Annotated in this window: 19 protein-coding genes; 17 read left to right on the forward strand and 2 right to left on the reverse strand. The window is 57.0% G+C overall.

What is annotated here, in order from left to right:
• The first annotated feature begins 76 nt into the window (after nucleotides 1-76).
• From acpP to ptsG, 8 genes are all read left to right on the forward strand, one after another.
• Nucleotides 77-313, forward strand: a complete 237-nt coding sequence (gene acpP, locus LC417_RS08475; protein WP_003849865.1) for an acyl carrier protein — start codon at nucleotides 77-79, stop codon at nucleotides 311-313.
• Between the two features lie 85 nt (nucleotides 314-398).
• On the forward strand, nucleotides 399-1,640 hold the full coding sequence (fabF, locus tag LC417_RS08480) for a beta-ketoacyl-ACP synthase II (protein WP_022625869.1): 1,242 nt from the start codon (nucleotides 399-401) through the stop codon (nucleotides 1,638-1,640).
• 91 nt (nucleotides 1,641-1,731) lie between these two features.
• Nucleotides 1,732-2,547: an aminodeoxychorismate lyase gene (gene pabC, locus LC417_RS08485; RefSeq protein WP_223565701.1), complete on the forward strand. Its 816-nt coding sequence runs from the start codon at nucleotides 1,732-1,734 to the stop codon at nucleotides 2,545-2,547.
• Complete coding sequence (gene yceG / locus LC417_RS08490) at nucleotides 2,544-3,563, forward strand: cell division protein YceG (RefSeq protein WP_050680208.1); 1,020 nt, start codon at nucleotides 2,544-2,546, stop codon at nucleotides 3,561-3,563. The genes pabC and yceG overlap by 4 nt, the downstream gene beginning before the upstream one ends.
• On the forward strand, nucleotides 3,553-4,185 hold the full coding sequence (gene tmk / locus LC417_RS08495) for a dTMP kinase (protein ID WP_223565702.1): 633 nt from the start codon (nucleotides 3,553-3,555) through the stop codon (nucleotides 4,183-4,185). Before yceG ends, tmk begins: the two co-directional genes overlap by 11 nt.
• Nucleotides 4,185-5,174 carry a DNA polymerase III subunit delta' gene (holB, locus tag LC417_RS08500; protein ID WP_062757401.1) on the forward strand — a complete coding sequence of 330 codons (990 nt, stop codon included), beginning with the start codon at nucleotides 4,185-4,187 and terminating at the stop codon, nucleotides 5,172-5,174. The genes tmk and holB overlap by 1 nt, the downstream gene beginning before the upstream one ends.
• Nucleotides 5,175-5,192: 18 nt before the next feature.
• On the forward strand, nucleotides 5,193-5,984 hold the full coding sequence (locus LC417_RS08505; protein WP_223565703.1) for a metal-dependent hydrolase: 792 nt from the start codon (nucleotides 5,193-5,195) through the stop codon (nucleotides 5,982-5,984).
• Between the two features lie 289 nt (nucleotides 5,985-6,273).
• Nucleotides 6,274-7,710 (forward strand): PTS glucose transporter subunit IIBC, encoded by a 1,437-nt coding sequence (gene ptsG, locus LC417_RS08510; RefSeq protein WP_010669858.1) that lies wholly within the window; start codon nucleotides 6,274-6,276, stop codon nucleotides 7,708-7,710.
• A gap of 54 nt (nucleotides 7,711-7,764) precedes the next feature.
• On the opposite strand, the gene LC417_RS08515 is transcribed toward ptsG, so the two are convergent.
• Nucleotides 7,765-8,904, reverse strand: coding sequence for a glycoside hydrolase family 105 protein (locus tag LC417_RS08515; RefSeq protein WP_223565704.1), 1,140 nt, complete (start codon nucleotides 8,902-8,904; stop codon nucleotides 7,765-7,767).
• 3 nt (nucleotides 8,905-8,907) lie between these two features.
• On the reverse strand, nucleotides 8,908-10,506 hold the full coding sequence (locus tag LC417_RS08520; RefSeq protein ID WP_111533674.1) for an MFS transporter: 1,599 nt from the start codon (nucleotides 10,504-10,506) through the stop codon (nucleotides 8,908-8,910).
• A gap of 358 nt (nucleotides 10,507-10,864) precedes the next feature.
• On the opposite strand from LC417_RS08520, the gene hinT reads away from it, so the two are divergent.
• From hinT to LC417_RS08565, 9 genes are all read left to right on the forward strand, one after another.
• Nucleotides 10,865-11,215, forward strand: coding sequence for a purine nucleoside phosphoramidase (hinT, locus tag LC417_RS08525; RefSeq protein ID WP_009090851.1), 351 nt, complete (start codon nucleotides 10,865-10,867; stop codon nucleotides 11,213-11,215).
• Between the two features lie 20 nt (nucleotides 11,216-11,235).
• Nucleotides 11,236-11,604 (forward strand): YcfL family protein, encoded by a 369-nt coding sequence (locus LC417_RS08530; RefSeq protein WP_010669861.1) that lies wholly within the window; start codon nucleotides 11,236-11,238, stop codon nucleotides 11,602-11,604.
• Nucleotides 11,605-11,615: 11 nt separating this feature from the next.
• The gene (lpoB, locus tag LC417_RS08535; RefSeq protein ID WP_022625861.1) at nucleotides 11,616-12,209 is read left to right on the forward strand and encodes a penicillin-binding protein activator LpoB; all 594 of its coding nucleotides are present in this window, start codon (nucleotides 11,616-11,618) and stop codon (nucleotides 12,207-12,209) included.
• 16 nt (nucleotides 12,210-12,225) lie between these two features.
• Entirely contained in the window at nucleotides 12,226-13,008 is a 783-nt protein-coding gene (gene thiK / locus LC417_RS08540) for a thiamine kinase (RefSeq protein ID WP_223565735.1), read from the forward strand.
• A gap of 39 nt (nucleotides 13,009-13,047) precedes the next feature.
• On the forward strand, nucleotides 13,048-14,088 hold the full coding sequence (nagZ, locus tag LC417_RS08545; protein ID WP_022625859.1) for a beta-N-acetylhexosaminidase: 1,041 nt from the start codon (nucleotides 13,048-13,050) through the stop codon (nucleotides 14,086-14,088).
• A gap of 40 nt (nucleotides 14,089-14,128) precedes the next feature.
• Nucleotides 14,129-14,671, forward strand: coding sequence for an alpha/beta hydrolase YcfP (ycfP, locus tag LC417_RS08550; protein ID WP_010246299.1), 543 nt, complete (start codon nucleotides 14,129-14,131; stop codon nucleotides 14,669-14,671).
• 212 nt (nucleotides 14,672-14,883) lie between these two features.
• Complete coding sequence (locus tag LC417_RS08555) at nucleotides 14,884-16,188, forward strand: NAD(P)/FAD-dependent oxidoreductase (RefSeq protein ID WP_010246297.1); 1,305 nt, start codon at nucleotides 14,884-14,886, stop codon at nucleotides 16,186-16,188.
• A 590-nt stretch (nucleotides 16,189-16,778) separates the two neighbouring features.
• Entirely contained in the window at nucleotides 16,779-18,497 is a 1,719-nt protein-coding gene (locus LC417_RS08560; RefSeq protein ID WP_223565705.1) for a ShlB/FhaC/HecB family hemolysin secretion/activation protein, read from the forward strand.
• Between the two features lie 39 nt (nucleotides 18,498-18,536).
• Nucleotides 18,537-26,701 (forward strand): hemagglutinin repeat-containing protein (locus LC417_RS08565; protein ID WP_223565706.1); only part of this gene is annotated, 8,165 nt, incomplete at its 3' end.

Consider the following 26,701-nt stretch of genomic DNA (forward strand, 5'->3'; position numbering starts at 1 on the left):
TTGTTGCATCTTTTTCACCATTTTATACACTACGAAAACCATCGCGAAAGCGAGTTTTGATAGGAAATTAAATAGTATGAGCGATATCGAACAACGCGTTAAGAAAATCATCAGTGAGCAGCTGGGTGTGAAAGAGGAAGAAGTCACCAACTCTGCATCTTTCGTAGAAGACCTGGGTGCCGATTCTCTTGATACCGTTGAGCTGGTGATGGCTCTGGAAGAAGAGTTTGATACTGAGATTCCAGACGAAGAAGCTGAGAAAATCACTACCGTTCAGGCAGCGATCGACTATATCAATAGCCATAAAGGCTAATGAATATCTTCAGGCGGTCGCTCGACCGCCTGATTTTTTTGTTTGTCCCACATAGTTCCCTATTTCCCCTCCCTGGAGGACGAACGTGTCTAAGCGTCGTGTAGTTGTGACTGGTCTTGGCATGTTGTCTCCTGTCGGCAATACCGTAGAGTCTACCTGGAGTGCTCTCCTTGCCGGTCAGAGCGGCATTACCCTGATCGACCATTTTGATACCAGTGCTTATGCAACACGTTTTGCAGGTCTGGTAAGAGATTTTAATTGTGATGACTACATCTCGCGCAAAGATCAGCGCAAGATGGATGCCTTCATCCAGTACGGCATTGTGGCCGGTATGCAGGCCATGCAGGACAGTGGTCTGGTTGTTACCGACGAAAATGCAAGCCGTATGGGCGCAGCAATTGGCTCCGGCATCGGTGGTTTAGGTCTGATTGAAGAGAATCATACTTCACTGGTCAACGGCGGCCCGCGCAAAATCAGCCCATTTTTTGTGCCTTCAACCATCGTTAACATGGTGGCGGGTCATCTCAGCATCATGTATGGCCTGAAAGGTCCAAGCATCTCTATCGCGACAGCCTGTACCTCTGGTGTGCATAACATCGGTCATGCCGCACGCATCATCGCCTATAACGATGCTGATGTGATGCTGGCGGGTGGCACAGAGAAAGCCAGTACGCCATTAGGCGTCGGTGGCTTTGGTGCAGCACGTGCTCTCTCAACCCGTAATGAAAACCCGCAAGCGGCCAGCCGCCCGTGGGATAAAGATCGTGACGGTTTTGTGCTGGGTGACGGCGCTGGCATTGTGGTACTCGAAGAGTATGAACATGCGAAGAAACGTGGTGCGAAAATCTACGCGGAAATCGTAGGTTTTGGTATGAGCAGCGATGCCTACCACATGACTTCACCACCAGAAGATGGATCAGGCGCCGCGGCGGCAATGATCAACGCATTGCGCGATGCTCAGCTTACGCCAGAGCAGATCGGCTATGTCAACGCGCACGGCACCTCCACGCCAGCGGGTGATAAAGCGGAAGCGCGGGCGGTGAAATCGGTCTTTGGGGCAGCAGCCAGCAGCGTGATGGTAAGCTCGACCAAATCAATGACCGGACACTTACTGGGTGCGGCAGGCGCGGTTGAATCGATCTATTCGATTCTGGCGCTGCGCGACCAGGCCGTTCCACCGACCATTAACCTCGACAATCCGGATGAGGGCTGCGATCTCGACTTCGTGCCCCACACCGCGCGTCAGGTTCCCGGTCTGGAGTACACCCTGTGTAACTCCTTCGGTTTCGGCGGAACCAACGGTTCGTTGATCTTCCGTAAAGTGTAATCGTTGTTGATTGCTAAAAAGGCCCGCGATGCGGGCCTTTTTTTATCCTGCAGAATGCGCTGAAATCACGAGTCACGCTCAGGAGAGAACCATGTGGATTAACGGGTTAAAACAATCGATGCTGGCCGCCAGTGACCGCGGCCTGCAGTTTGGGGATGGCTGTTTTACTACCGCCGCGGTGCGTCAGGGTAAAATCGTGCTGCTGGAGAGCCACATTCAGCGCCTCAGAGAGGGCTGTGAGCGATTATGGATTGATGGCGTCGACTGGCTTCAGCTTGAGACTGAAATGCGACAGGCCGCGCAGCAACAAACCCAGGCGGTGCTGAAAGTGATTATCAGCGGCGGCAGCGGCGGACGGGGCTACAGCCGGCGCGGCTGCGGTGAACCCACGCGGGTCGTCTCGCTGGCACCCTGGCCGCAACACTACGCCGATTTACAGCAGCGTGGCGCGTCACTCCGACTCAGCCCGATCCGTCTGGCACGAAACCCACAGTTTGCCGGTATCAAGCACCTTAATCGTCTGGAGCAGGTGATGATCAGAGCTCATCTTGACCAGACAGACGCCGACGAGGCACTGGTGCTTGACACTGAAGGTTGGGTGGTGGAATGCTGTGCGGCCAATTTATTCTGGCGTCAGGGCTCGCAAATTTTCACGCCTGATCTGTCAGCGTCGGGTGTGGATGGCATTATGCGGCGAAGTCTGATGGCGCAACTTGCGACCGAAGGCCAGGCTTGCCAGGTAATAAAAAGCGAACCGGCGCAGCTGCTGGCCGCCGATGAAGTGGTGATATGTAATGCGCTGATGCCGGTCCTGCCGGTCCGACAGATAGAAGCGGTAGAGTTTACTGAGCGTTCGCTGTTTAATCAGTTGCGCGCAAGCTGTGAAAAGATAATGGATGCATCATGATTCGAAGCAAAAAAATCGTCGTCAGCCTGCTGGCGATCGTGGGTCTCGCGGCTGTGCTGAGTTACTGGCAGGTTAAGCGGTTTGCGGCCACCCCGTTAACCCTGCAGCAGGAAACGATCTACACGCTGCCTGCCGGCACGGGCCGGGTCGCACTTGAAGCGCAGCTGGAAGAGCAGAAGATTATTCCGCACAGTATCTGGTTTGGCGCGCTGCTGCGTCTGGAACCTGAACTGGCTACCTTCAAGGCGGGTACCTATCGCCTTGAGCCGACCATGACGGTGCGCTCGCTGTTACAGCTGCTGGCCAGCGGTAAAGAGGCGCAGTTCCCGGTGCGGTTCGTGGAAGGCCAGCGGCTGAAAGAGTGGCTGAGTGAGCTGCGCAAAGCGCCTTATATCCGGCATACCCTGAAAGATGATCAGTTCGCCACCCTTGCCAGCGCACTAAAAGTGGAGCCTGAGCAGCTGGAGGGCAACTTCTTCCCGGATACCTGGCTTTACACGGCTAACACCACCGATATGGCGCTGCTACAGCGCGCTCATGATCGGATGAAAAAAAACATTGCTGAGGTGTGGCAGGGACGGGCGGATAATCTGCCTTATAAAACCCCGCAGGATCTGGTGACCATGGCCTCAATCATTGAGAAAGAGACCGGCGTCAGCGAAGAGCGCGCGCGCGTAGCCTCGGTGTTTATCAATCGCCTGCGCACCGGTATGCGGTTACAGACCGATCCCACCGTCATCTATGGCATGGGCGACAGCTATAACGGGACGCTGACCCGCAAAGATCTTGAGACGGCCAGCGCTTACAATACCTATATCATTAACGGTCTGCCGCCGGGTCCGATCGCCATGCCGGGTAAAGCCTCTCTGCAGGCAGCGGCCCATCCCGAGAAAACCAACTATCTCTACTTTGTTGCGGACGGCAAGGGCGGCCATACCTTTACGACTAATCTTGCCAGCCATAACAAGGCGGTGCAGGTTTACCGGCAGACGCTAAAGGAAAAAAATGAACAGTAAGTTTATCGTCATTGAAGGCCTGGAAGGCGCCGGTAAAACCACCGCGCGTGACGCCATCGTCGCTACGCTGCGTGCCCGTGGCATTCACGATCTGGTCTTTACCCGTGAGCCTGGCGGAACGCCGCTGGCAGAACAGCTGCGGGTGCTGGTTAAGCAGGGTATTGAGGGCGAGCAGGTTACAGATAAAGCGGAACTGCTGATGCTCTATGCGGCGCGGGTTCAGCTGGTGGAAACGGTCATTAAACCGGCGATGGCGCGCGGTGCCTGGGTGATCGGCGACCGTCATGATCTCTCTTCTCAGGCTTATCAGGGAGGCGGACGTGGACTTGACGCCGGTCTGATGCAGACGCTGCGTGATACCGTGTTAGGTGATTTCCGTCCCGATCTGACGCTCTATCTTGATGTGACACCCGACATCGGTCTGCAACGCGCCCGTGCGCGCGGTGAGCTGGATCGCATTGAGCAGGAATCATTACGCTTCTTTGAACGCACCCGCGCGCGCTATCTGGCGCTGGCAGCGGAGGACCCCACCATCTTCACCATCGATGCGACACAATCACTGGCCGATGTGACAGCGTCACTTCAGTTGGCGCTGGATGGCTGGCTGGCGGAGCAGGCGTGATGAACTGGTATCCGTGGCTGAATCAGCCTTATCGCCAGGTAATTGGCCAGCATCAGGAGAATCGCGCTCACCATGCGTTGTTGATCCAGGCGATGGCAGGTATGGGCGATGAGGCGCTGGTCTGGGGGATGAGCCGCTGGCTGATGTGCCAGCAGCGGGATGGCCTGAAAAGTTGCGGACAGTGTCACGGTTGCCAGCTGATGCAGGCAAATACCCATCCTGACTGGTATCGGCTTGAAGCGGAGAAGGGCAAAAGTACCCTGGGCATCGATGCGGTGCGGCAGGTTACGGAAAAAATGTACCACTTTGGTCAGCAGGGCGGCGCGAAAGTGGTCTGGCTGCCGGATGCCGCGCAGCTTTCGGAAGCGGCGGCCAACGCCTTGCTGAAAACGCTGGAAGAGCCGCCAGCCAACAGCTGGTTCTTCCTCAGCAGCCGCGATCCCTCGCGCCTGCTGGCCACGCTGCGCAGCCGCTGCATGGCGCTGCATCTGACGCCGCCGGACGAAGGACAAAGCCTGCTCTGGCTGAAGAAGCACGCTTCGCACGACGAACAGATGCTGCTGGCGGCTCTGCGTCTGAGCGCAGGTGCACCCGGTGCGGCGCTGAGCCTGCTGGAAAACGGACCGTGGCAGGCCCGGCAGAAGCTCTGCGATGCGCTGTCCGCTGCGTTGCAACAGGACATCCTGCAACTGCTGCCTGCGCTGAACGCCGACGACGCGGCAGCGCGTATCGGCTGGCTGCTCTCTTTGCTGCTGGATGCAATGAAGTGGCAGCAACATGCGGGTCAGTGGCTGAGTAATATCGATCGTCAGGATGTGGTGCAGTTGCTGGCCGGATACTTTTCTGCCAGCGCGCTCAACAGCAGCCTCCAGGATTGGATGCGCTGTCGCGAGCAGCTACTGCATGTGGCATCGGTAAATCGCGAATTATTGCTGACCGATCAGCTTCTGAGCTGGGCGGACAAACAGAAGCCCGCGCTTGTCGGCTAAACCTATCTGAGAGTAATTATGTTTATTGTGGATTCCCATTGCCATCTTGATGGCCTGGACTATGAAAAGAACCATCGTGACCTGGATGATGTAATCGCCAAAGCGGCGGCGCGTGATGTGAAATTTATGCTGGCAATCGCCACTACGCTGCCGGGTTTTCATACCCTTAAAAGTCTGGTCGGCGAACGGAAAAATATAGCGCTCTCCTGCGGTGTGCATCCGCTGAATCAGGAAGAGGCCTATGATGTTGAGGAGTTTCGTCGGCTCTCTGCCGATCCTCAGGTGGTGGCCCTGGGTGAAACCGGGCTGGATTATCACTATCAGCCAGAAACGAAAGATCAGCAGCAGCGCTCGTTCCGGGAGCATATCCGTACCGGTATTGCGCTGAACAAACCGATCATTGTTCACACCCGTGATGCCCGCGAAGATACGCTGGCGATTCTGCGTAAAGAGCAGGTTGAACGTTGCGGCGGCGTGCTGCACTGCTTCACTGAGGATCAGCCCACCGCAGCAAAACTGCTGGATATGGGCTTCTACATCTCTTTTTCCGGCATCGTCACATTCCGCAATGCCGAGCAGTTACGTGAAGCTGCACGCTATGTGCCGCTGGATCGGATGCTGGTGGAAACGGATTCGCCTTATCTGGCCCCGGTGCCTTTCCGTGGTAAAGAGAATCAGCCCGCTTATACGCGCGATGTTGCCGAATATCTGGCTGTCCTGAAAGGGGTGGATTTAGAAACGCTGGCAGCAACCACCACCCAAAACTTCTCAACGCTGTTTCATATCCCGATGAGCCAGCTGGGCGCCTGATCAGCTATTATTTCAGCCTCTGTAATTAATCTGTAACCTGCGTATATGACCCTGTTTTTTCAGACAGGGTCAGCTTTTTATCGCCGATTACTGGTGCGGATCAGTAAGAAATTTCGTAAAGTGCGCCCTTGTGATTGTCGAAACGTGATACCCGTCAAAGTAACAAATCGGGAATTATTTTACCCTTCGTAATAAATCAAAAGGCGGTCACCGCCAGCCCGGCAAAGAATCCTCCCTCTTTGCCACGCGCACTGCGCAAATATGCACTCTTACTCAGGAGCTTCACGCTATGTTCAAAAATGCTTTTGCCAACCTTCAAAAGGTCGGTAAATCGCTGATGCTGCCGGTATCGGTTCTGCCGATTGCCGGTATTTTGTTAGGGGTCGGTTCAGCCAATTTCAGCTGGTTACCTGCAGTGGTTTCGCATGTGATGGCAGAAGCGGGCGGATCGGTGTTCGCCAACATGCCGCTGATTTTCGCTATTGGTGTGGCGCTGGGCTTTACCAATAATGACGGCGTTTCGGCGCTGGCAGCGGTTGTTGCCTATGGCATCATGGTGAAAACCATGGCGGTGGTTGCCCCGCTGGTGCTGCATCTGCCTGCGGCGGAGATCGAGGCTAAACACCTCGCCGACACCGGGGTACTGGGCGGTATTATCGCCGGCTCCATTGCCGCATACATGTTTAATCGCTTCTACCGCATCAAGCTGCCAGAATATCTGGGCTTCTTTGCCGGTAAGCGTTTTGTGCCGATTATTTCCGGTCTGGCAGCTATCATTCTCGGCGTGCTGCTCTCCTTTATCTGGCCACCGATAGGTTCCGCGATTCAGGAGTTCTCGCAGTGGGCAGCCTATCAAAACCCGGTTGTCGCCTTTGGTATTTATGGCGTAATTGAACGTGCGTTGGTGCCATTTGGTCTGCATCACATCTGGAACGTTCCTTTCCAGATGCAGATCGGTGAATACACCAATGCGGCAGGTCAGGTGTTCCACGGTGATATCCCGCGCTATATGGCGGGTGACCCGACCGCAGGTAAACTCTCTGGCGGCTTCCTGTTCAAAATGTACGGTCTGCCAGCGGCAGCGATTGCTATCTGGCATTCAGCGAAGCCTGAAAATCGCGCTAAAGTGGGCGGTATCATGATCTCCGCCGCGCTGACCGCATTCCTGACCGGTATCACTGAACCGATTGAATTCTCATTCATGTTCGTGGCACCAATCCTGTATGTGATCCATGCGCTGCTGGCGGGTCTGGCATTCCCAATCTGTATCCTGCTTGGGATGCGTGATGGCACCAGCTTCTCTCACGGTCTGATCGACTTTATCGTGCTGAGCGGCAACAGCAGTAAAATCTGGCTGTTCCCGATTGTTGGTATCATCTATGGTCTGGTTTACTACACCATATTCCGTGTACTGATCGCGAAGCTGGATCTGAAAACACCTGGCCGTGAAGAGAGCAGCAGCAGCGAGCAATCTACCGCGACCGGTACCGAGATGGCGGGCAAACTGGTGGCGGCGTTTGGTGGTAAAGAGAACATCACCAACCTGGATGCCTGTATCACCCGTTTACGTGTCAGCGTCGCCGATGTGGCGAAAGTGGATCAGACTGAACTGAAAAACCTCGGCGCCCGTGGCGTGGTGGTTGCCGGTTCCGGTGTGCAGGCGATTTTCGGGACTAAATCCGATAACCTGAAAACCGATATGGATGATTACATCCGCAGCATGTAATGATTTACAGCGATGAAAAAGCCCCGCTAAGCGGGGCTTTTTTTTGGCCGGGATTCAGAGGTAAACGCGCAGATACTCTGTCAGGCAGAGCAGGGCCATCGCCTGGCCGTAGGGCATCGAGGTCAGAGGAACCGTGCGGTAGTAATCCAGATCCTTGCCCATTGCGGTTCCAAAGGAGACCTGTTTTAACTCGCCATCGTCATCAATATTGGCAATCACGCCGCGCAACGCTTTTTCTGCCACCTCGCGATACTCCGCGGGCAGATAACGCTTGCGAACCCCTTTCAGAATGCCATAGGCAAACCCGGCGGTGGCGGAGGCTTCCGGGTAGCTGTGCGGATCATCAAGCAGGGTGTGCCACAATCCGCTGCTGTGCTGACACTCCCTGAGTGCTTTAACCTGGGTCTCCAGCACCTGCTGCAGATAACGGCGGGTAGCGTGATGCTCAGGCCAGTTCATCATCTCCAGGAAGTCGGGAATGACAATCGTCACCCAGCTGTTACCGCGCGCCCAGCGTGCATCAGCAAAGTTATGGCGACCGTCAAAGTTCCAGCCGTGGAACCATAAGCCGGTTTTGCGATCCATCAGAAACTGGGTGTGCAGCAGGAACTGATAACTCGCTTCTTCAATCCACTCATCGCGCTTCAGCAACTGGCCAATTTTCGCCAGCGCCATTACGCTCATCATCAGCGTATCGTCCCAGAGCTGCTGCGGGTTTTCGTTGTTATAGACAATGTGCTGCAGGCCGCCCTGTTCGGTACGCGGCATCTCATACATGACCCATTCTGCCCAGCGCTCCAGCACCGGCACCCAGGCCGGGTTCCCGGTCTCTTCGTAACGGTAGGCCAGCGTCAGAAAAGGACAAACGGTATTCACATTTTTGGTCGGCGTGCCTTCCGCCAGACGCTGCGTAAACCACTCATCAATAATGGCCAGCGTCTGCTGGTCACCGGTCTGCTGATAGTAGTGCAGCATGCCATACAGACCGATGCCGTGTGTCCATTCCCAACCCGCCCAGCCTTTGGTATCAATCACCCGGCCATCGTCCAGCCGTAATAAAAATTCGCCTGTCTCATCGGTGATGTTAACCAGATTCTGTGTCAGCTTTTGAATCAGCTGTACCAGTTCGCTGCGTGGCAACAGATGCTCGGGCTGGCACAATAATTTGCTGTGTTTAACGGGAAATACAGTCATGGTTTATTCCTGTCGTTTTAAGGTCGGGTTTAAAGAAGGGTTTAAAGTGGGATGTGCGGACAATTTTTCCGGCGCTGGCTTATTACGATTAAGGAAGCCAATGTTGTTGTTGCCCCAAAGATTTTCGTAAGGCATGCCAGCCAGCGTTTCTACAATTCCGCGTGCTTCCGGCGTGATGCTTTCCGGCACGATGCGGCCCGCGTCGCGCATCTTCAGCGTCTCCTGGCGCAGCACAGTGTGGGTCTGCAGATTAAGCTTAAAGCGCAGTGACACGATAAAGCCGCAGGCCAGCACGGCCACAGTGCCTATGCTGAGAATCGCCAGGATAGTGTGGCTGACGCCGGGTACCTGGGTCGCCTGTCCAGAGACAAAGCCGGAGAGCTGCAGCACGATACCGACCAGCATGACTGCGCCAGCCTGCGACGCTTTACGCGTCAGGGTCATGATGCCGGCAAAAATTCCTTCACGGCGCTGTCCGGTGATCACCTCATCCACATCGGCGATATAGGTATAGGTGTTCCACGGCACATAGTTGATGCCGCCACGTCCCAGGCCTGCCAGGGCAGAGATCACCAACAGCAGCGACATGTTGTCGTTCATTCCGGCATACCACAATCCAGCGTAGGAGAGCGCCGCCAGGCCAAACAATATGGCCACCAGACGGTAGGCGGGCGCGGGTCCCATGCGGATGCAGAGCGGAATCATCGCCATCACGGCAATAAACTGCAGCACCGCCATGGTGCCCATCAGGCTGGAGGCGACCTGAGCGCTCTGCATCAGCACAAATACCACATACCAGGTAAAGACGGCGTTAAACACATCCTGGGCGATATAGCCGCCGAGGTACATGCCAAGGTGCTGGCGGAAGATGCGGATGCGTAAGGTTGAAGCCAGCTCGACATAGAGCCGCTTGAGATTCTGCATCAGCGTCAGCTGCTGCTTTTCCTGTTCTGCACGGCGTGACTCGGCGGAAAAGTCATCGGGGTGACGCTCCCAGGTAAAACACCACACCAGCGTCAGCACCAGCGCGCAGATTACCGAAAACACCAGGCTGGCGTAGAAGAAGGAGAGAGGATTATCTTTGCCCAGCATCCCCAGCAAAATACCGGGTAAAAAGGCAGCCAGAATGGCCGACAGCTGTGCCAGGCCGATGCGGGCACCGGAGAAGCGGGTTTTCTGTTTGAAATCGTCGGTCATTTCCGGCACCAGCGTTTCATACGGCACCAGGATCATGGTGTAGACGATATCAAACAACAGATACGTGCAGAGATACCACCAGAAACTCATGTCGCTGAGCCACATCAGGCTATAACTGAATACAGAGGGTATGCCGAGCAGGATAAAGAATTTGCGGCGGCCAAAGCGTTTGCCCAGCCAGGTCGAACCGAAGTTATCGGTCAGAAAGCCCATCAGCGGACTGACTATCGCATCCAGCACGCGGGCAGCGGCAAAGATCAGCGTGGCCTGAATCGGGGTTAACCCACAAAAGGTGGTGTAAAAATAGAGCAACCAGGCGGCGGTCAGCGCCGTGGTGCCTGCTCCAAGAAAATCTCCGGAACCGTAGGCCAGATAGTGGCCAAGACCAATTTTACGTGAGCGCATGTCTGATGCTCCTTGATGTTTATGGCGGTTTATCCCTGGTGACGCCGGTTATCTCACCCGGACTGGTTAGCAAAGTAGAACTGACGGGTCGGCTAAACCTTCGCAATTTGGCAAGTGCTGGCGCTGAAGTGGCAGTCATACAAAGAAAAGGGTGGCGAAATTCTAATTTATAAAACAGCGTTTCATTTTCTGGTGTGGCAGGGGCGTTGTTAGCATTCTGAACAGCGTGCGGGTTACGGAGAGAGGGTGCTGCTGCAAAGGCAGGCGAACAATGCAAGAAAAGTGGTCCTGAGGTTGAAAGAAAACAAATTTCTCCCGCATACTGATTGATTAAGACTCAGGCTAAAGGAATTGCACCATGGCAGAAGAAACCATTTTTAGTAAAATTATCCGCCGCGAAATCCCCGCTGATGTGGTTTATCAGGATGAGCTGGTCACTGCCTTCCGCGACATTTCGCCCAAAGCGCCGACCCATATTTTAATCGTGCCGAATGTGCTGATCCCAACGGTCAACGAGGCGGAAGCGGCGCATGAGCATGCGCTGGGACGTATGTTTACTACCGCGGCGAAAATCGCCCGTCAGGAAGGTATCGATCAAAATGGTTATCGTCTGATTGTGAACTGCAATCAACATGGTGGTCAGGAGGTTTATCACATTCATATGCATCTGCTGGGCGGTGAACCGCTGGGACCGATGCTCTCTAACTGACCTGATAACGGAAGCGTGCTATGCGATCCTGGCTGACTGGCCTGCCGATCCTGCTCTGCCTGACGGCCTGCAGCAGTGATAAACCGATGATCAATACGTCACAGTCGCTGGTGATGGAGTCCTCTGTGTTGTCGGCAGGGATCATTACCGATGAACCGACGCTGGATGAGAACGATGGACTGAAGCGTGCCACCAGCGTGCTCTATAATCAGCGCGAAACACCGGTTGTTGTGCACTATCGTTACTACTGGTATGACGACAAAGGGCTGGAAATCACCCCGCAGGAACCGGCGCAGACCGTTACCGTTCCGGCGCAGGGCAGCATTATCGCCACTTCGCAACTGGGTAACCTGACGGCCAGCAAGGTTCGTCTTTATCTCTATCTTTAAGGATTTTCTACGTGATACGCAGTGTTAATCGTACCGGAGCGCTCCTGATGGCGCTCATTCTGACCGGCTGTGTGGTGAAACAGCAGCAGCCTGCACCAGTTGAACCGACTCAGCCTGTGGAGCCGGTGCAGCCCGTTCCACAACCTGAACCGGTGCCGCAACCGCAGCCTGTGCCGCAGCCACCGAAACTGGTCACTATCAACTGGGATGCCAGCGTTCAGCCGCTGGTGGCGCAGATGTTACAGGCTGCCAGCGCCGAGCCGGGCAGCGTGTTGCTGGTGGATCGCGTTAAAAACAGCACCAACGGTGCGCTGCAAAGCGAGAAAGCGACGGCAGCTATCCAGAATGCGCTGAATAACAACGGCAAATTCACCCTGGTTTCTGCTGACCAACTGGCGCAGGCCAAGCAGACGCTGGGATTATCGCCGGATGACAGCCTGAACTCGCGCAGTAAAGCGATTGGCCTGGCGCGTAACGTTAACGCTCAGTATGTGCTTTACAGCAACGCGCGTGGCGATGTCAAAGCGCCGACGCTGCAAATGCAACTGATGCTGGTCCAGACAGGCGAGATCATCTGGTCCGGCAACGGCATTGCACAGAATTAATCCCGCTTTCCAGCGGATGATTCAGCAGGTCACCGGCGAACCAGAAAAGACATCCTTTATCCCGCTGGCCGGTCTGACCGGGCATAGCCAGAAGATTGTCAGCCCGCGCGGAACTTTTATCGCGCGGGCGGCACCGCAACCGGTTATTCCGTTTGTGGATCGGCAGCGCGAATTCCGTCTGTTACGCAAACTGCAAGCCAGCGGAGTGGCACCGCAGCCCGTGGCGGGCCATCGTCAGGGGATTATCCTGACCTGGTGCGCAGGCGAAGCGCTGGATGAACACCGTTTCAGCCAGCAGCGTCCACAGATCGTGGCACTGCTACAGCAGCTGCATCAGCAGCCGCTGACCGGCTATCGTCTGCAGTTGTTGCCGCTGTTATGGCGCTACTGGCAGCTCACTCCACAGCGGCATCACCGCTGGTTGCGGGCGCTCAGGCGTCTGACGCAGCAGGGTGAACCTCACCCGCTGCGACTGGCTCCGCTGCACATGGATCTGCATGCCGGAAATGTCATACAAGATCCCGAAGGTCTGCGTCTGATCGACTGGGAGTATGCCGCCGATGGCGACGTGGCGCTGGAGCTGGCGGCTGTCTGTGCCAGCGATCCGCAGCACCAGGCCGACTGGCTGGTTGAGTATGCCGCGGAGATGCAGCTGCCGCTTACCGCGCTGGTGCAGCAGGTCAGACGCTGGCAGCCCTGGCTGCAGTTGCTGATGGCCAGCTGGTATCAGCTCCGTGCCGGTCAGCGTGACGACGACACATTACAACAGCTGGCTCGACAGAGCTGGGAACAGATTTAATCGCGTTACGCAGGTGCGTTTCGCTACAGGATTCATGATATGAGATCAGATTTACCCGGCCCCCTGATGCTTGACGTCGAGGGTTATGAACTGGATGGCGAAGAGCGCGACATCCTGCAGCATCCGCTGGTGGGCGGTTTAATTTTATTTGCGCGAAATTATCATGATCCCGCACAGCTGGCAGAGCTGGTGCGGCAGATCCGCGCCGCCTCTCACACCCGGCTGGTAGTGGCGGTGGATCAGGAGGGCGGTCGCGTGCAGCGTTTCCGTGACGGCTTCACCCAACTGCCTGCCATGCAATCTTTTGCTGCGTTGCACGACCTGGATACCGCCGGTGAACTGGCGCAACAGGCGGGATGGCAAATGGCGGCCGAGATGATCGCCATGGATATCGATATCAGCTTTGCGCCGGTACTCGATATTGGTCATATCAGCGCCGCGATTGGTGACCGTTCTTTCCATGCCGATCCGGCCATCGCCCTTGACGTCGCCCGCCGCTTTATTGCGGGGATGCACGAGGCGGGCATGAAGACCACGGGCAAACATTTTCCGGGTCACGGTGCGGTGAGTGCGGATTCGCATAAAGAGACCCCACGCGATCCGCGGGACGAAAAGACGCTGCGTGAGCATGACATGGCAATCTTCAGCAAGCTGATTACCGAACAGGCACTGGACGCCATCATGCCCGCACACGTCATCTACTCCGAAGTTGATCCGCTGCCCGCCAGTGGTTCGCCATACTGGCTTAAAACCGTGCTGCGTGAGCAACTGGGCTTTGACGGTATTATTTTCTCCGACGATCTGTCGATGGAGGGCGCAGCGGTGATGGGCAGCTATCCTGAGCGGGCGCAGCAGTCCCTTTCCGCGGGCTGTGACATGATTCTGGTCTGCAATCAGCGTCAGGGCGCCATCAGTGTACTGGATAACCTGATCCCGGTCGGGTCAGAGCGGGTTACACAGCTGTATCATCAGGGCAGGTTTACCCGCGATGAACTGCGGGGAACGCATCGCTGGAAAAATAATGCTCAGCAACTGAGTGCGCTTCAGGAACGCTGGCTGGCTCATAAGGCGTCGTGGTAAGCAGTGACTGCCCGGCGCTATCACTACCTTGAGGATTATCATGATCATCTATCTGCACGGTTTTGATTCCAACAGTCCGGGCAATCACGAAAAAGTGCTGCAACTGCAATTTATCGATCCTGATGTCAGGTTGATCAGTTACAGCACCCGCCATCCCAAACATGACATGCAGTTTCTGCTAAAAGAGACCGATAAGATGCTGACGCTTTCTGACGACGACCGGCCGCTGATTTGCGGCGTCGGACTGGGCGGCTTCTGGTCAGAGCGCATTGGATTTCTGTGCGGCATCCGGCAGGTGATTTTTAATCCCAACCTCTCGCCGCAGGCGAATATGGAAGGGAAGATCGACCGGCCGGAGGAGTATCAGGATATCGCAACGAAGTGCGTCAGCGATTTTCGCGAGCGTAATCGTGACCGCTGTCTGGCCATTCTCTCCCGTCACGATGAGGCGCTCGACAGCCAGCACATTGCTGACCAGCTGCATCCGTTTTATGAAATTGTCTGGGATGAGACGGAAGGGCACAAATTCAAAAATATATCCCCACATCTTAAGCGGATAAAAGCTTTTAAAACATTAGGTTAAGCAGCAAAGGCACCGCAAGGTGCCTGTTTTTATTACGTAATTATCTGAGTTTTATTTTCCCGCTTTGATGTATATCAATATTCTTATGTTCTCCTCTTCCCGCCATGCTATTCTCCCAGCAGATTGCGATTTTAACTTCGCCAACCCTATGTTTCTTAAGGTTTAATTTAACCTTTGGTTAACTTTTGGTTCACAATTTGAGGGGGTCTTTGTTGACTACGTCTGTTAAGAAAATTGTTATTGTCGGAGGGGGAGCGGGCGGCCTGGAAATGGCCACGCAGCTGGGCCATAAACTGGGTCGTAAAAAGAAGGCCGAGATTATCCTGGTTGATCGTAACCACAGTCACTTGTGGAAGCCGCTGCTGCACGAAGTGGCGACCGGCTCAATGGACGAAGGCATTGATGCATTGAGCTATCTGGCTCATGCCCGCAATCACGGTTTTGAGTTCCAGCTGGGTTCGCTCACCGATATCGATCGCACCCGAAAAGTGATCCGCCTGGCCGAAGTGCTGAATGCGCAGGGCGAAGTGCTGGTGCCACAACGTGAAGTGGCCTACGACCAGCTGGTGATGGCGCTGGGCAGCACCTCGAATGATTTCGGTACGCCGGGCGTTAAAGATCACTGCATCTTCCTGGATAATCCGCATCAGGCGCGTCGTTTCCATAACGAAATGCTCAACCTGTTCCTGAAATTCTCCGCCAGCGAAGGCCGGGTCGAGAAAGTTAACATCGCCATCGTGGGCGGCGGGGCAACAGGCGTTGAGCTGTCAGCTGAATTGCACAACGCGGTGAAACAGCTGCACAGCTACGGCTTCAAAGGCCTGGGACGCGAAGCGCTGAATGTGACGCTGGTGGAAGCGGGTGAACGTATCCTGCCTGCACTGCCACCGCGCATCTCTGCTGCGGCACATCAGGAGCTGACCAAGCTGGGCGTGCGCGTGCTGACGCAGACCATGGTCACCAGCGCCGAGCGTAATGGCCTGAATACCAAAGGCGGTGAGTTTATCGAAGCCGATCTGATGGTCTGGGCGGCTGGGATTAAAGCACCCGACTTCCTGAAAGAGATTGGCGGACTGGAAACCAACCGCATCAATCAGCTGGTGGTCAAAGAGACGCTGCAAACCACGCTGGACGATGACATCTACGCGATTGGCGACTGCGCCTCCTGCGCCTTGCCGGGCGGCGGTTTTGTACCACCGCGCGCCCAGTCAGCGCATCAGATGGCCTCACGCGCCATGGACAACATTCTGGCGCAGCGTGACGGTAAACCGCTAAAAGCCTATGTCTATAAAGATCATGGCTCGCTGGTATCGCTCTCCCGCTTCAGTACGGTCGGCAGCCTGATGGGCAACCTGATGCGCGGCTCAATGATGGTGGAAGGGCGCATCGCGCGCTTTGTCTATATCTCGCTTTACCGTATGCACCAGATTGCGCTACACGGCTACTTCAAAACCGGTCTGATGATGCTGGTCGGCAGTATTAACCGGGTTATTCGTCCCCGGCTGAAGCTGCACTAAGCAACAGCAATAACGCTGGCTAATTAATGTTAAGCCTCCTCCTTTATGAGGGGGCTTTTTTTATGTCCTGGAGAAGCCCCTGAAACAGACGCTGGCGCAGGAGAGTGCGATATCGACTAAAGCAAAATGCATTCATAATTTTGACTAAAGTAAAATTTTATGAGCATGGCAGGGTAGTATGTTGGTGATGCCTGAAATGCGTACCATTAATAACAAGAGAGTAACCGTAAGAATATTTGCTATAGCCAGAAAACTTTTCAGGTAACGAGTTCGGCTACTTCAGTTCCGTCGTTAGCCCGGCTACAAAGCTGGTCTCTGACGCGCTGGACGAATGGCTAATCCCTTGTTATTCATTGGCTAAAAATATCCGTCTCTGCGCCTTTAGCTAATCCCGGCGATTCGTCAGACTCAATAACCCCTGAGATACGGGTAATTACTGGTACTTTTTTAAATGGCCCGTCCCACTAACTTTTGTAAGCTTAGTGTAAGTTTTTCTGTAATTTTTCTTGTGGTTTTTGATTCCAGCGCCATAATGTGCGCAGGAAAAAAGTCATATACATTTTGTTACACCTTAACCACATGGATCGGTTATGCAGCCCCAAAAAAATGGAGTTTTAACAACGCTGGCACCTCTGCTTTGCGCTTTGCTGATTACCATCCTGCCAGTTTGCACTGTGCAGGCGGCACCGGGTGATGAGCAATTACAGCATCAGCAGGAGCAACAAAAAGCGCGTCAGCAACGGCTGATGCCACAGGTGCCTGATGTGCGTCTCTCAGAAACGGTTCCGGCACCTTCCCACCTGACGTTCCCGCAGGAAACACCCTGTTTTGTTATTCAGCAGGTCAGTCTGTCCGGGCAGGAGGCGCTGCCGCACTGGGTGCCTCTGCAACGTCTGGCCAGTCAGGCCAATGGTCATTGTCTCGGCGTAAAAGGCATCAGCCAGTTAATGAGCACGCTGCAAAACCGGCTGATTAATCATGGCTGGGTCACTACGCGCGTGCTGGCTCCGCAGCAGGATCTGCGCCAGGGCGTGCTGCACCTGCTGATAGTGCCTGGCAAAATCCGCAGTGTGGAACTGTCACCCTCATCATCCCGCTATGTCAGCCTGTGGCCGACATTACCCGCCCATGCAGGCAATCTGCTGGATTTACGGGATATTGAACAGGGGCTGGAAAACCTGCAGCGTCTGCCGACGGTGGAAGCGCATATGGCGCTCCGTCCTGGCCTCAATCCGGGTGAAAGTGACATCGTGATTGAACGCACGCAGCGCCGTTTCTGGCGACTCGGCGCATGGCTGGATGATTCCGGCACCGAAAGTACCGGGCGCTATCAGAGCGGGATGATGCTGGCGCTGGATAACCCGACCTCCCTCAGCGATCTCTTCTACCTGACCGCCAGTCGCGACCTGGGATTTGCTGGCAGAAAAAGCAGCAAAAGCCTGTCGGGACATTACTCGGTGCCTGTCGGCTACTGGCTGTTTGGCCTTACCGCCAGCGACTACGACTACCATCAGACAGTCGCCGGTTACAGCCGCGATTTTCTCTATGCCGGAAAGAGTCGCTCGCTGGATGTGCAGGCCAGCCGGGTGATCTACCGTAATGCCGCCGCCAAAACCACCGTCAGCGCCGATGTGCTGGTTAAAGAGTCGCGCAACTTCATCAACGACACCGAAATCAGCAGCCAGCAGCGCCGTACCAGCGCATGGCGACTCGGCCTGTCACACCGGCACTATATCGGTCCGGCGACGCTGGACGCCGGTGTCAGCTATCAGCGTGGTACGCGCTGGTTCGGTGCGCTGCCCGCCTGGGAGGAGTCATATCAGGACTCTACCTATGCCACCGCGCTTTCTAAAATCCTGACCTGGCAGGCGGGGCTCACCACGCCGTTCGCGCTGGGCAATCAGCGTTTAAGTTACAACATCCAATATCGTCGCCAGATGAGCAACACCCCGCTGACACCGCAGGATGAGTTCGCGATTGGCAACCGCTGGACGGTGCGCGGTTTTGATGGCGAGCGCACCCTCAGTGCCAGTCGCGGCTGGACCGTTCAGAACACGCTGGCCTGGCAGACGCCGCTGCCCGCTCAGGAGCTTTACCTGGGTGCCGACTATGGCGAGGTGGGCGGCAACAGCGCCTCCCAGGGTGGACCTCTGGGACGACATTTGGCGGGCGGCGTCATCGGATTGCGCGGCGCGATCACGCCCGCCAGCCTGAGCTACGACTTTTTAGCCGGGATTCCTCTGTCGAAACCGGACGGCTTCAAAACCGATCCTGTCACCTATGGTTTCAGCGTGAACTGGAACTACTAAACCTTTTATCGATATTGCTGACAATGGACTGTGCGCATTATGAATAAACTCTGCTATCGCCTTATCTTCAACCGGGTTCGCGGCATGTTAATGGTGGTGTCTGACATTACCCGTAGCGGCTATTCACGTGTTGCCCGAAGCCCGAAGCGCACCTCATATGCAGAGGCAAGGGTGCGGATCTCACCGCTCAGCTTTGCACTCTGGCTGGCAGCGGGTGGGGTCAGTCTGCCGGTGCAGGCCAACATTGTGGCAGACAACAGCGCGCCGGGCAGCCAGCAGCCTACCGTCATGGCCACCGCAAATGGTCTGCCGCAAATCAACATTCAGACGCCCAATAGCCAGGGTGTTTCCCGCAACCAGTACAGCCAGCTCGACGTTGACGCGCGCGGCGCAATCCTGAACAACAGCCATCAGAACACGGCTACTCAACTGGGTGGCATGGTGGCGGCTAACCCGTGGCTGTCAAAGCAGGAAGCCACGGTTATCCTCAACGAAGTCAACAGCCGTAATCCCAGCCAGCTTAACGGGTTTATCGAAGTAGCCGGTAAACGGGCTGCGGTAGTCATTGCAAACCCGTCAGGCATTACCTGTAACGGCTGCGGATTTATTAACGCCAGCCGCAATACGCTGACCACCGGACAGGCGCTGATTGAAAACGGCCAGCTCAAAGGCTTCGATGTTAATGGCGGCCGAATCAATATCGAAGGTCAGGGCCTGAATGACAGCGATGCTGACTACACCCAGATCATTGCGCAGTCGGTAGCGGTTAACGCAAAAGTTCATGCCCGCGAACTCAATGTGGTCACAGGCAGGAACCAGGTTGCGACCGAAGGTAACGTCACTACGGTGAAAGCGGATAATGGGACGACACGGCCTGAATTTGCGCTCGACGTCGCGGCAATTGGCGGCATGTATGCCCATAAAATCACCCTGACCGGCACTGAAAAGGGCGTTGGCGTGCGTAATGCCGGTGAACTGGGAGCCAGCGCCGGTGAACTGCACCTGACCGTGGATGGCAGACTGGAGAACAGCGGCACGCTGCAAAGTCAGGCCGCGCTGCAGATCGCCAGCAATGGCGACCAGGAGAACCGCGGCAACATCGTGTCACAGCAGGATGTCACGCTGGCCTCCAGCGGCACGCTGCGCAACAGTGGGCTGGTGAGCGCAGGCCGTAACGCGACGCTCTCCGCCAGCACCATTGAGAGCACCGCTGAGAGTTCGCTGGCGGCAGGCGTTGGCGGCAATGAGACGCTGAGCCAGCCCGGTAATTTGCTGCTGACCAGCCAGGGTGAGCTTAAGGCGCGGGGTAAAAACCTGGCACACGACCAGATTCAGGCGCGGGGTAGCCGGGTCGATCTCGCCGGGAGCCAGACCTCAGCCGATGCCATCGCGCTGACCTCTACGCAGGCGGATATCAGCACCCAGGGCGCCACGGTGGCGGGCCGTACACTCGGGATTCAGGCTGCGACGGCGCTTAACAATGATGACGGCAAACTGGCGGCGGGCAGCCTCGCTGTCGCGGCACAAAACATCAGTAACAATCGCGGCCTGCTGCGCCAGCAAAACCGCGAAGCCCTGACGATCTCCACGGGGTCGTTGCTCAACAATCAGGGCACGCTGAGCAATGAAGGCGATACCCGGCTGCAGGCAGAGCATATTGAAAACCGCAGCGGGCTCATCGCAGGTAACGGTGACTTACTGCAGCTGGATACGCCATGGCTGGATAATCAGGGCGGCACCGTGCAGCTGGCGGGTAATAATGGCGCGCTGAACCTTAATGCGACCCGGCTGGAGGGCAATCAGGGCAATCTGCTGTCAGCGGGTGCGTTAACGCTCAGCGGCGACAGGCTCGATCTCTCACAGGCACACACCCAGGCAGAGGCGCTGACGCTGACGGCGGGCACGCTGGATCACCGTCAGGGTCTGCTGTCGCAGCGTGGCGCTGGCGAGATGGCGATCGCGGTTTCGGGTGACACAGACAACCGCGATGGGCGGATTGAGAGCGGCAGTAATCTGAATCTTGCCTCAGGTAGCCTGGATAACAGCGGTGGCACGCTGCTGGCTGCGGGCAGCGGCGATCTGCAACTGGATGTTCAGGAGTCCCTGACGAACGCGCAGGGTGCGCTGCAGGCCAGTCACAATCTGCAACTCACCAGCGCAAGCCTGAATAATCAGCAGGGCCTGATTGCTTCAACTGGCGGTGACGCTACGCTGATGACCCGTGAGGCTATTGATAACACCCAGGGTCGCATCGAAGCGGGTCAGCAGGTCACTTTGCGCAGCCAGGCGCTGGATAATCAGCGTGGAACCCTGCTTGGCCACGGCGTGACCATCGACACGCAGCAGGGTGAACTGAACAATACTGGCGGCAACTCGGTCGCCCGTACCGATCTCAGCATTTCCAGCGGGACAACGGACAATCACAGCGGTCTGATCCAGTCAGGCGGCGATTTGACACTTGATACCCACGGACAGGCGCTGATTAACCGTGACAGCGGTAAAGCAGGGATAATCAGCGGTGGCGCACTTGCCCTTAACAGTGGCGACCTGGATAACCAGAACGGCGTTATCGCCGCTGCCTCGGCGGCCAACATCACCAGCGGCCTGCTGACCAACATTGACGGCACACTGATGTCTGATGGGGCGCTGACGCTGAAGACCGGCGCGCTCGACAATCAGCGAGGCTTATTACAATCGGGTCAGGCGCTCTCACTGGATACGCACGGCGCGCAGCTGAACAACAACGCCAGCGGCGATCGCGGCGGCATTGTGGCGCGCGGTGATCTGCAACTCTCAACCGGAAAGTTAGCCGGTGATCACGGCGTCATTCAGGGACAAAACCTGGTGATCGATACGCAGGGCCAGGCCGCTGATTTCAGGTCTGCTCTGCTCAGCGCCAGCGGCGAACTATTGCTGAGCAGTGGCGCGCTGGATAACAGCGGCGGGCGACTGCAGTCCGGCGGTGATATGCAGCTTAATACGCACGGAGAGGCGCTGAATAATGCGGCATCAGGCGGCGTTATTGCGGGAGCTAATCTGCATATCAGCAGTGGTGATCTTGATAACAGCACGGGCTCGCTGGTCTCGGCGGGCGCTATGCGGCTCACCAGCGGTGGACTGAACAACGTCGATGGGATTATTAATGCCGATCATGGATTAACGCTGGAAAGCAGCAGCGTGGATAACCAGCGCGGCCTGCTTCAGTCGGGTGAGGCGTTGTCCGTCAACACCCGGGGCGGCGAACTGAATAACCGCGACAGCGGCGAACGCGGTGGCATTGTTGCAGGCGGCGATCTGCTGCTCTCCAGCGGCCAGATTGATGGCCGTAGCGGGGTGATGCTGGGACAGAATATTCGCATCGATACTCATCAGCAGACCTTCGACCACCAACAGGGGCAACTGGGTGCTAAAGGCACCCTGCAACTGAATAGCGGACTCCTCAACAACCGGGCAGGCAGGATTGAGTCGGGTGGCGATCTGCAACTGGACACCCACGGCAACAGCCTGATCAATCGTGACAGCGGAGCCGCAGGCGGCCTGTTCAGTGCGGGCATGCTGAAGCTCTACAGCGGCACATTGGATAATCTGCGCGGCTTCATCACCGGTCATAGCGGCGCGCAGGTTGTGACGGGCGATATCAACAACCAGTCCGGCACGCTGACGGGCGGCAAAGGGCGGCTCGATCTCACCAGCGGGGAGCTGCAAAACCAGGGTGGCCTGTTACAGGCTGGCAGCGACATGACGCTGGACACCCAGGGGCACGCCCTGATCAATCGCGACAGTGGTGACCAGCGCGGTATCGTTGCCCTCAACAGTCTGGATCTGCACAGCGGGGCAATTGATAACCAGGCGGGTTTCATTGCTGCCGGACAGCAGGCATCACTCAGCGCCAGTGAACTGAACAACAGCCAGGGGCAGGTCGCAGGCAATGGCGGGCTGACTTTCAACGGTCAGGCGCTGAACAACAGTGACGGTAAACTGCAGTCGGCGGGGGATATCACCCTCACCACGGCAGGTCAGACGCTGACTAACCAGCGCGGACTTATTGCCGGTGCCGGTAACCTCAATATTGAAAGTGGCGCGCTGGATAACCAGCAGGGACAGATCCAGGGTGGCACCGATCTGACGCTCAATGCGGGACAAAATGCGCTGCACAATCAGGCGGGCAAACTCCTTTCGGCAGGTACGCTATCGCTGACGGCGGGTCAGTTGGTCAACAATGACGGGGTGGTGCAAAGCGTCGGCACCGGTACCCTGTCACTGAGCCAGCAGCTGGATAACCGTAGCGGGATGATTCAGGGCGGCCAGCAGATGACGATCACCACGCCATCGCTGATCAACCGCGATACACGACAGAGCGGTAAAGGCATTGAAGCGGGCAGTTTAACCATCGAAACCGGCACGCTGGACAACAGTCAGGGTGCTCTGCGCGCAAAACAGAGGCTGGCGCTTACCGTGCAACAGGCACTGGATAACGTCAGCGGGCTGATCTCGTCAGCGGATACGCTGACTATTCAGGACTCAGCCCAGGGGCAGGCGCTCGCCATCAACAATCAGCAGGGCACGCTGATTGCTGATAAAGAGGCGCAGATCAACGCAGCTTCCCTGAGTGGCGACGGACAGGTGTTGTCGCAGGGGAATCTCGGCATCACGCTGGCAGGTGATTTCCATAACCTCTCAGAGGTCAAAGCCAACGGTACGCTGCGGCTGACGGCGGGCGGAAACGTGACCAACGACGGCACCCTTGCTGCTCAGCAGGCGCTATTCCTTACCGCGCAAAATATCAGTAATCAGGCAAATGGCGAGATAAGCGGCGGGCAGACCGAAATTACGGCAGCCGACACCCTGAACAATCGCGGTCTGATTGACGGCGGACTGACACACCTGGTGGCGGGCGTCCTGAATAACAGCGGCACCGGCCGTATCTATGGCGATCACATTGCCATTGCGGCTACGCTGCTCAACAACCTCAGCGAAGCGGGCAAAGCGGCGGTGATTGCGGCGCGGCAGCGCCTGGATATTGCGGCTGGCACGCTGAACAACCGCGACCATGCGCTGATCTACAGTGATGGCGATCTGCACATTGGCGGCCAGCTGGACGCGAATAATCAGGCCACCGGACAGGGGCAGCAGCTCAACAATGACGGGGCAACAATTGAGGCCGGGCAGGATGCCACGATCAGCATGGCGGAAATCAACAATACCAACCGCCACCTGACCACGCAGGTCGTTACGACCGAAGATAGCCAGCATCACGACGCGGTGCTAAAAGGCCACACCGATCGTTTTGACTGGGCCGACGTGGATACCAGCAAAAAAAACAAATATGGCGTGCACACGGCAAAAATGCCGGATGGCACCAGCGGCAGCGAGTTTTATGAGTATGACTACCGGCGGATAGTGAAAGAAACCCAGATTCAGGAGAGCGATCCGGGCAAGATTCTGTCGGGCGGTAACATGACCTTTAGCGCCGGTCGTCTTAACAACCACGACAGCCAGATTGTCGCGGGTGCTGTGCTCGGCGGTCAGATAGGCGAGCTGAATAATCAGGCGACAAAAGGAACGCGCGTTACCACGGACGACGGGAAATCGGTTCGCTGGTACGCGAAGAAGAAGAAAAAGAAACTGGGTGGAACCAAAACGTCGCAGGGCAAAGATAAGAAAAACTACCGCCCGGCGCCCGTGACGGAAACCATCGATCTGCAGACGCTGAGCTGGCAGGCGAATGCAGCGCCGCAGGGAAATGGCTATCAGACCGGCAACCGCCAGCAGCAGGGCGTCACAGCCCAGGCTGACCGCATCGGCACACCTGCTCTCCAGCAGGCGGTTGCGGCGGTTGCGCTGAGTGCCACGGATAGCGGCAGTGCGTTACTGCCAGCCGGATTACGCTATGACAGTGCGCTGACGCTGGACAAGCTCGGCAGCCTTAAAGACCGGCCACTGCTGTTACCTGCGGGGCAACAATTCTCGCTGACACTGCCAGCAACGGTCGTCGATGGACAGACGATTACGCCGGTGATCCGCGCCGTCTCACCTGATATCCGGCTGCCGGACAACAGCCTGTACCAGCTGCAACCTGGCAGTGACAGCCATTACCTGGTCGAGACCGATCCGCGCTTTGTTAATCAGAAGCAGTGGCTCAGCAGCGACTATATGCAGAACGCGCTGACCACCGACAGCAGCCGGATCCTGAAGCGGCTGGGCGATGGTTATTACGAGCAGCGTCTGGTGCGCGATCAGATTATTCAGCTGACCGGCAACCGCTATATCAGCGGGTATGGCAGTGATGAAGATCAGTATCGCGGACTGATGAATAATGGGGTAGCCTTCGGCAAAGCCTACGACCTGGAACTCGGTGTGGCGCTGACCCCGGCGCAGATGGCGCTGCTCACCAGCGATATCGTCTGGCTGGTGAATCAGACCGTGACGCTGCCGGATGGCACACAGCAGACCGTGCTGGTACCGCAGGTTTATGCGAAGGTGAAAGAGGGTGACTTAACCGGCGACGGCGCGTTGATCGGGGGCGGTAGCGTGGCGCTGAATGCCCGCAACGACATCACTAATAGCGGGACCATTAAGGGCCGCGACGTGACGCAGCTGACGGCGCAGTCGCTGACCAACAGCGGCTACATCAGCGGCAACACGATCAATCTCACCGCCCGTCAGGATATCACTAACCTGGGCGGCGTCATCAGCGGTGATAAGCAGGTGTCGCTGCTGGCCGGACGGGATATTACCAGCCAGTCAACGCTGCGCGGCGACGGTACCGACCGCTGGATAGATCGTCCGGCCGGTATCTACGTGCAGGGCACCGACGGTGCGCTGACGCTGAGCGCGCTGAACAACATCACCCTGGCCGCCAGCGATATCGGCAACGCCGGAGAGAAGAGCACCACGAAGATTCAGGCGGGCAATGACCTGACGCTCGGCACCCTCAGCACGCAGCACACTGAAAATGACAGCTGGAACAGCAGCAACTACCGTCGCCTGTCACAGCAGAGCGATGCCGGGTCACGCATCACCGCCGGCGGCGCGCTGCAGCTGAGTGCCGGACAGGATATCCGCGCTACGGCAGCGGACGTCACGGCGGGCGGGGCACTGATCGCCAGCGCCGGACGCGACATCGTGCTCAGTGCGGGCAACAGCCGTACCGATCTCACCGAACACAGCAGGCAGTCGAGCAAAGGGCTGCTGTCGGGCAGCAGTCTGGAAACCCACGACGAACTGCACAGCAGCGAGGCGCTCAGTACCACGCTGAGCGGCGACAGCGTCCGGCTTCAGGCGGGCCGCGACATTGCCGTGACCGGCAGCAACGTCGCCGGTACGCAGGATGTGGCGCTGACCGCGGGCCGCGATCTCAGCATCACGACCGCCACAGAAACGCGTGATGAAGTGCATCAGCGTGAGGAGAAAAAATCGGGCCTGATGGGCACTGGCGGCATCGGTTTCACCGTGGGTCAGGCGATGCAGAAGAGCAGCACCGACGCCAGCGGCGCACTCAGCCGCGGCAGCACGGTGGGGAGCAGCGACGGAAGCGTCACCCTCAGTGCCGGTAACCAGCTTAACGTGCACGGCAGCGACGTGATCGCCGGTAAAGATCTCTCCCTGAGCGGCAGCGACGTGACCCTCAGTGCGGCCGAAAACAGCCACACCGCACTGACGAAAACCGAGCAGAAGCAGAGCGGGCTGACGCTGGCGCTGTCCGGCACCGTGGGTGCGGCGCTGAACACGGCAGTGCAGACCGCCCGCACCGCCGATGAGAGCGGCGATGACCGGCTGAAGGCGTTGCAGGGCACCAAAGCGGCGCTGACGGCGGCCCAGGCCGCGCAGGCTTACCAGATGGACGGCGCGCAGACCGACGCGGCGAACGCCAGAAACACCGCCGCAGGCCTGAAGCCGGGCGACAAAGGTTATGAAGAAGGCTCCACCAACTCGGTCGGCATCAGTCTTTCTTACGGCAGCCAGTCGTCGAAAAGCGAGACCCGCACCGAAAGCCGTGAAGCGCAGGGCAGCACGCTGGGCGCGGGCGGTAACCTGGCCATCACCGCCACCGGCGCACAGCCGGGCAGCGCGGGCGACATCCTCGTGCAGGGCAGCCAGCTTCAGGCGGGCGGCGACCTCGGGCTGACGGCGAAAAACGACATCAGCCTGCTTTCAGCGCAGAACAGCGAGCGCACCGACAGCACTAACAGCAGCAAGGGCGG

Origin of the sequence: Pantoea sp. OVA07A (assembly GCF_019969975.1) — a bacterium.
Lineage (GTDB): Bacteria > Pseudomonadota > Gammaproteobacteria > Enterobacterales > Enterobacteriaceae > Pantoea > Pantoea agglomerans.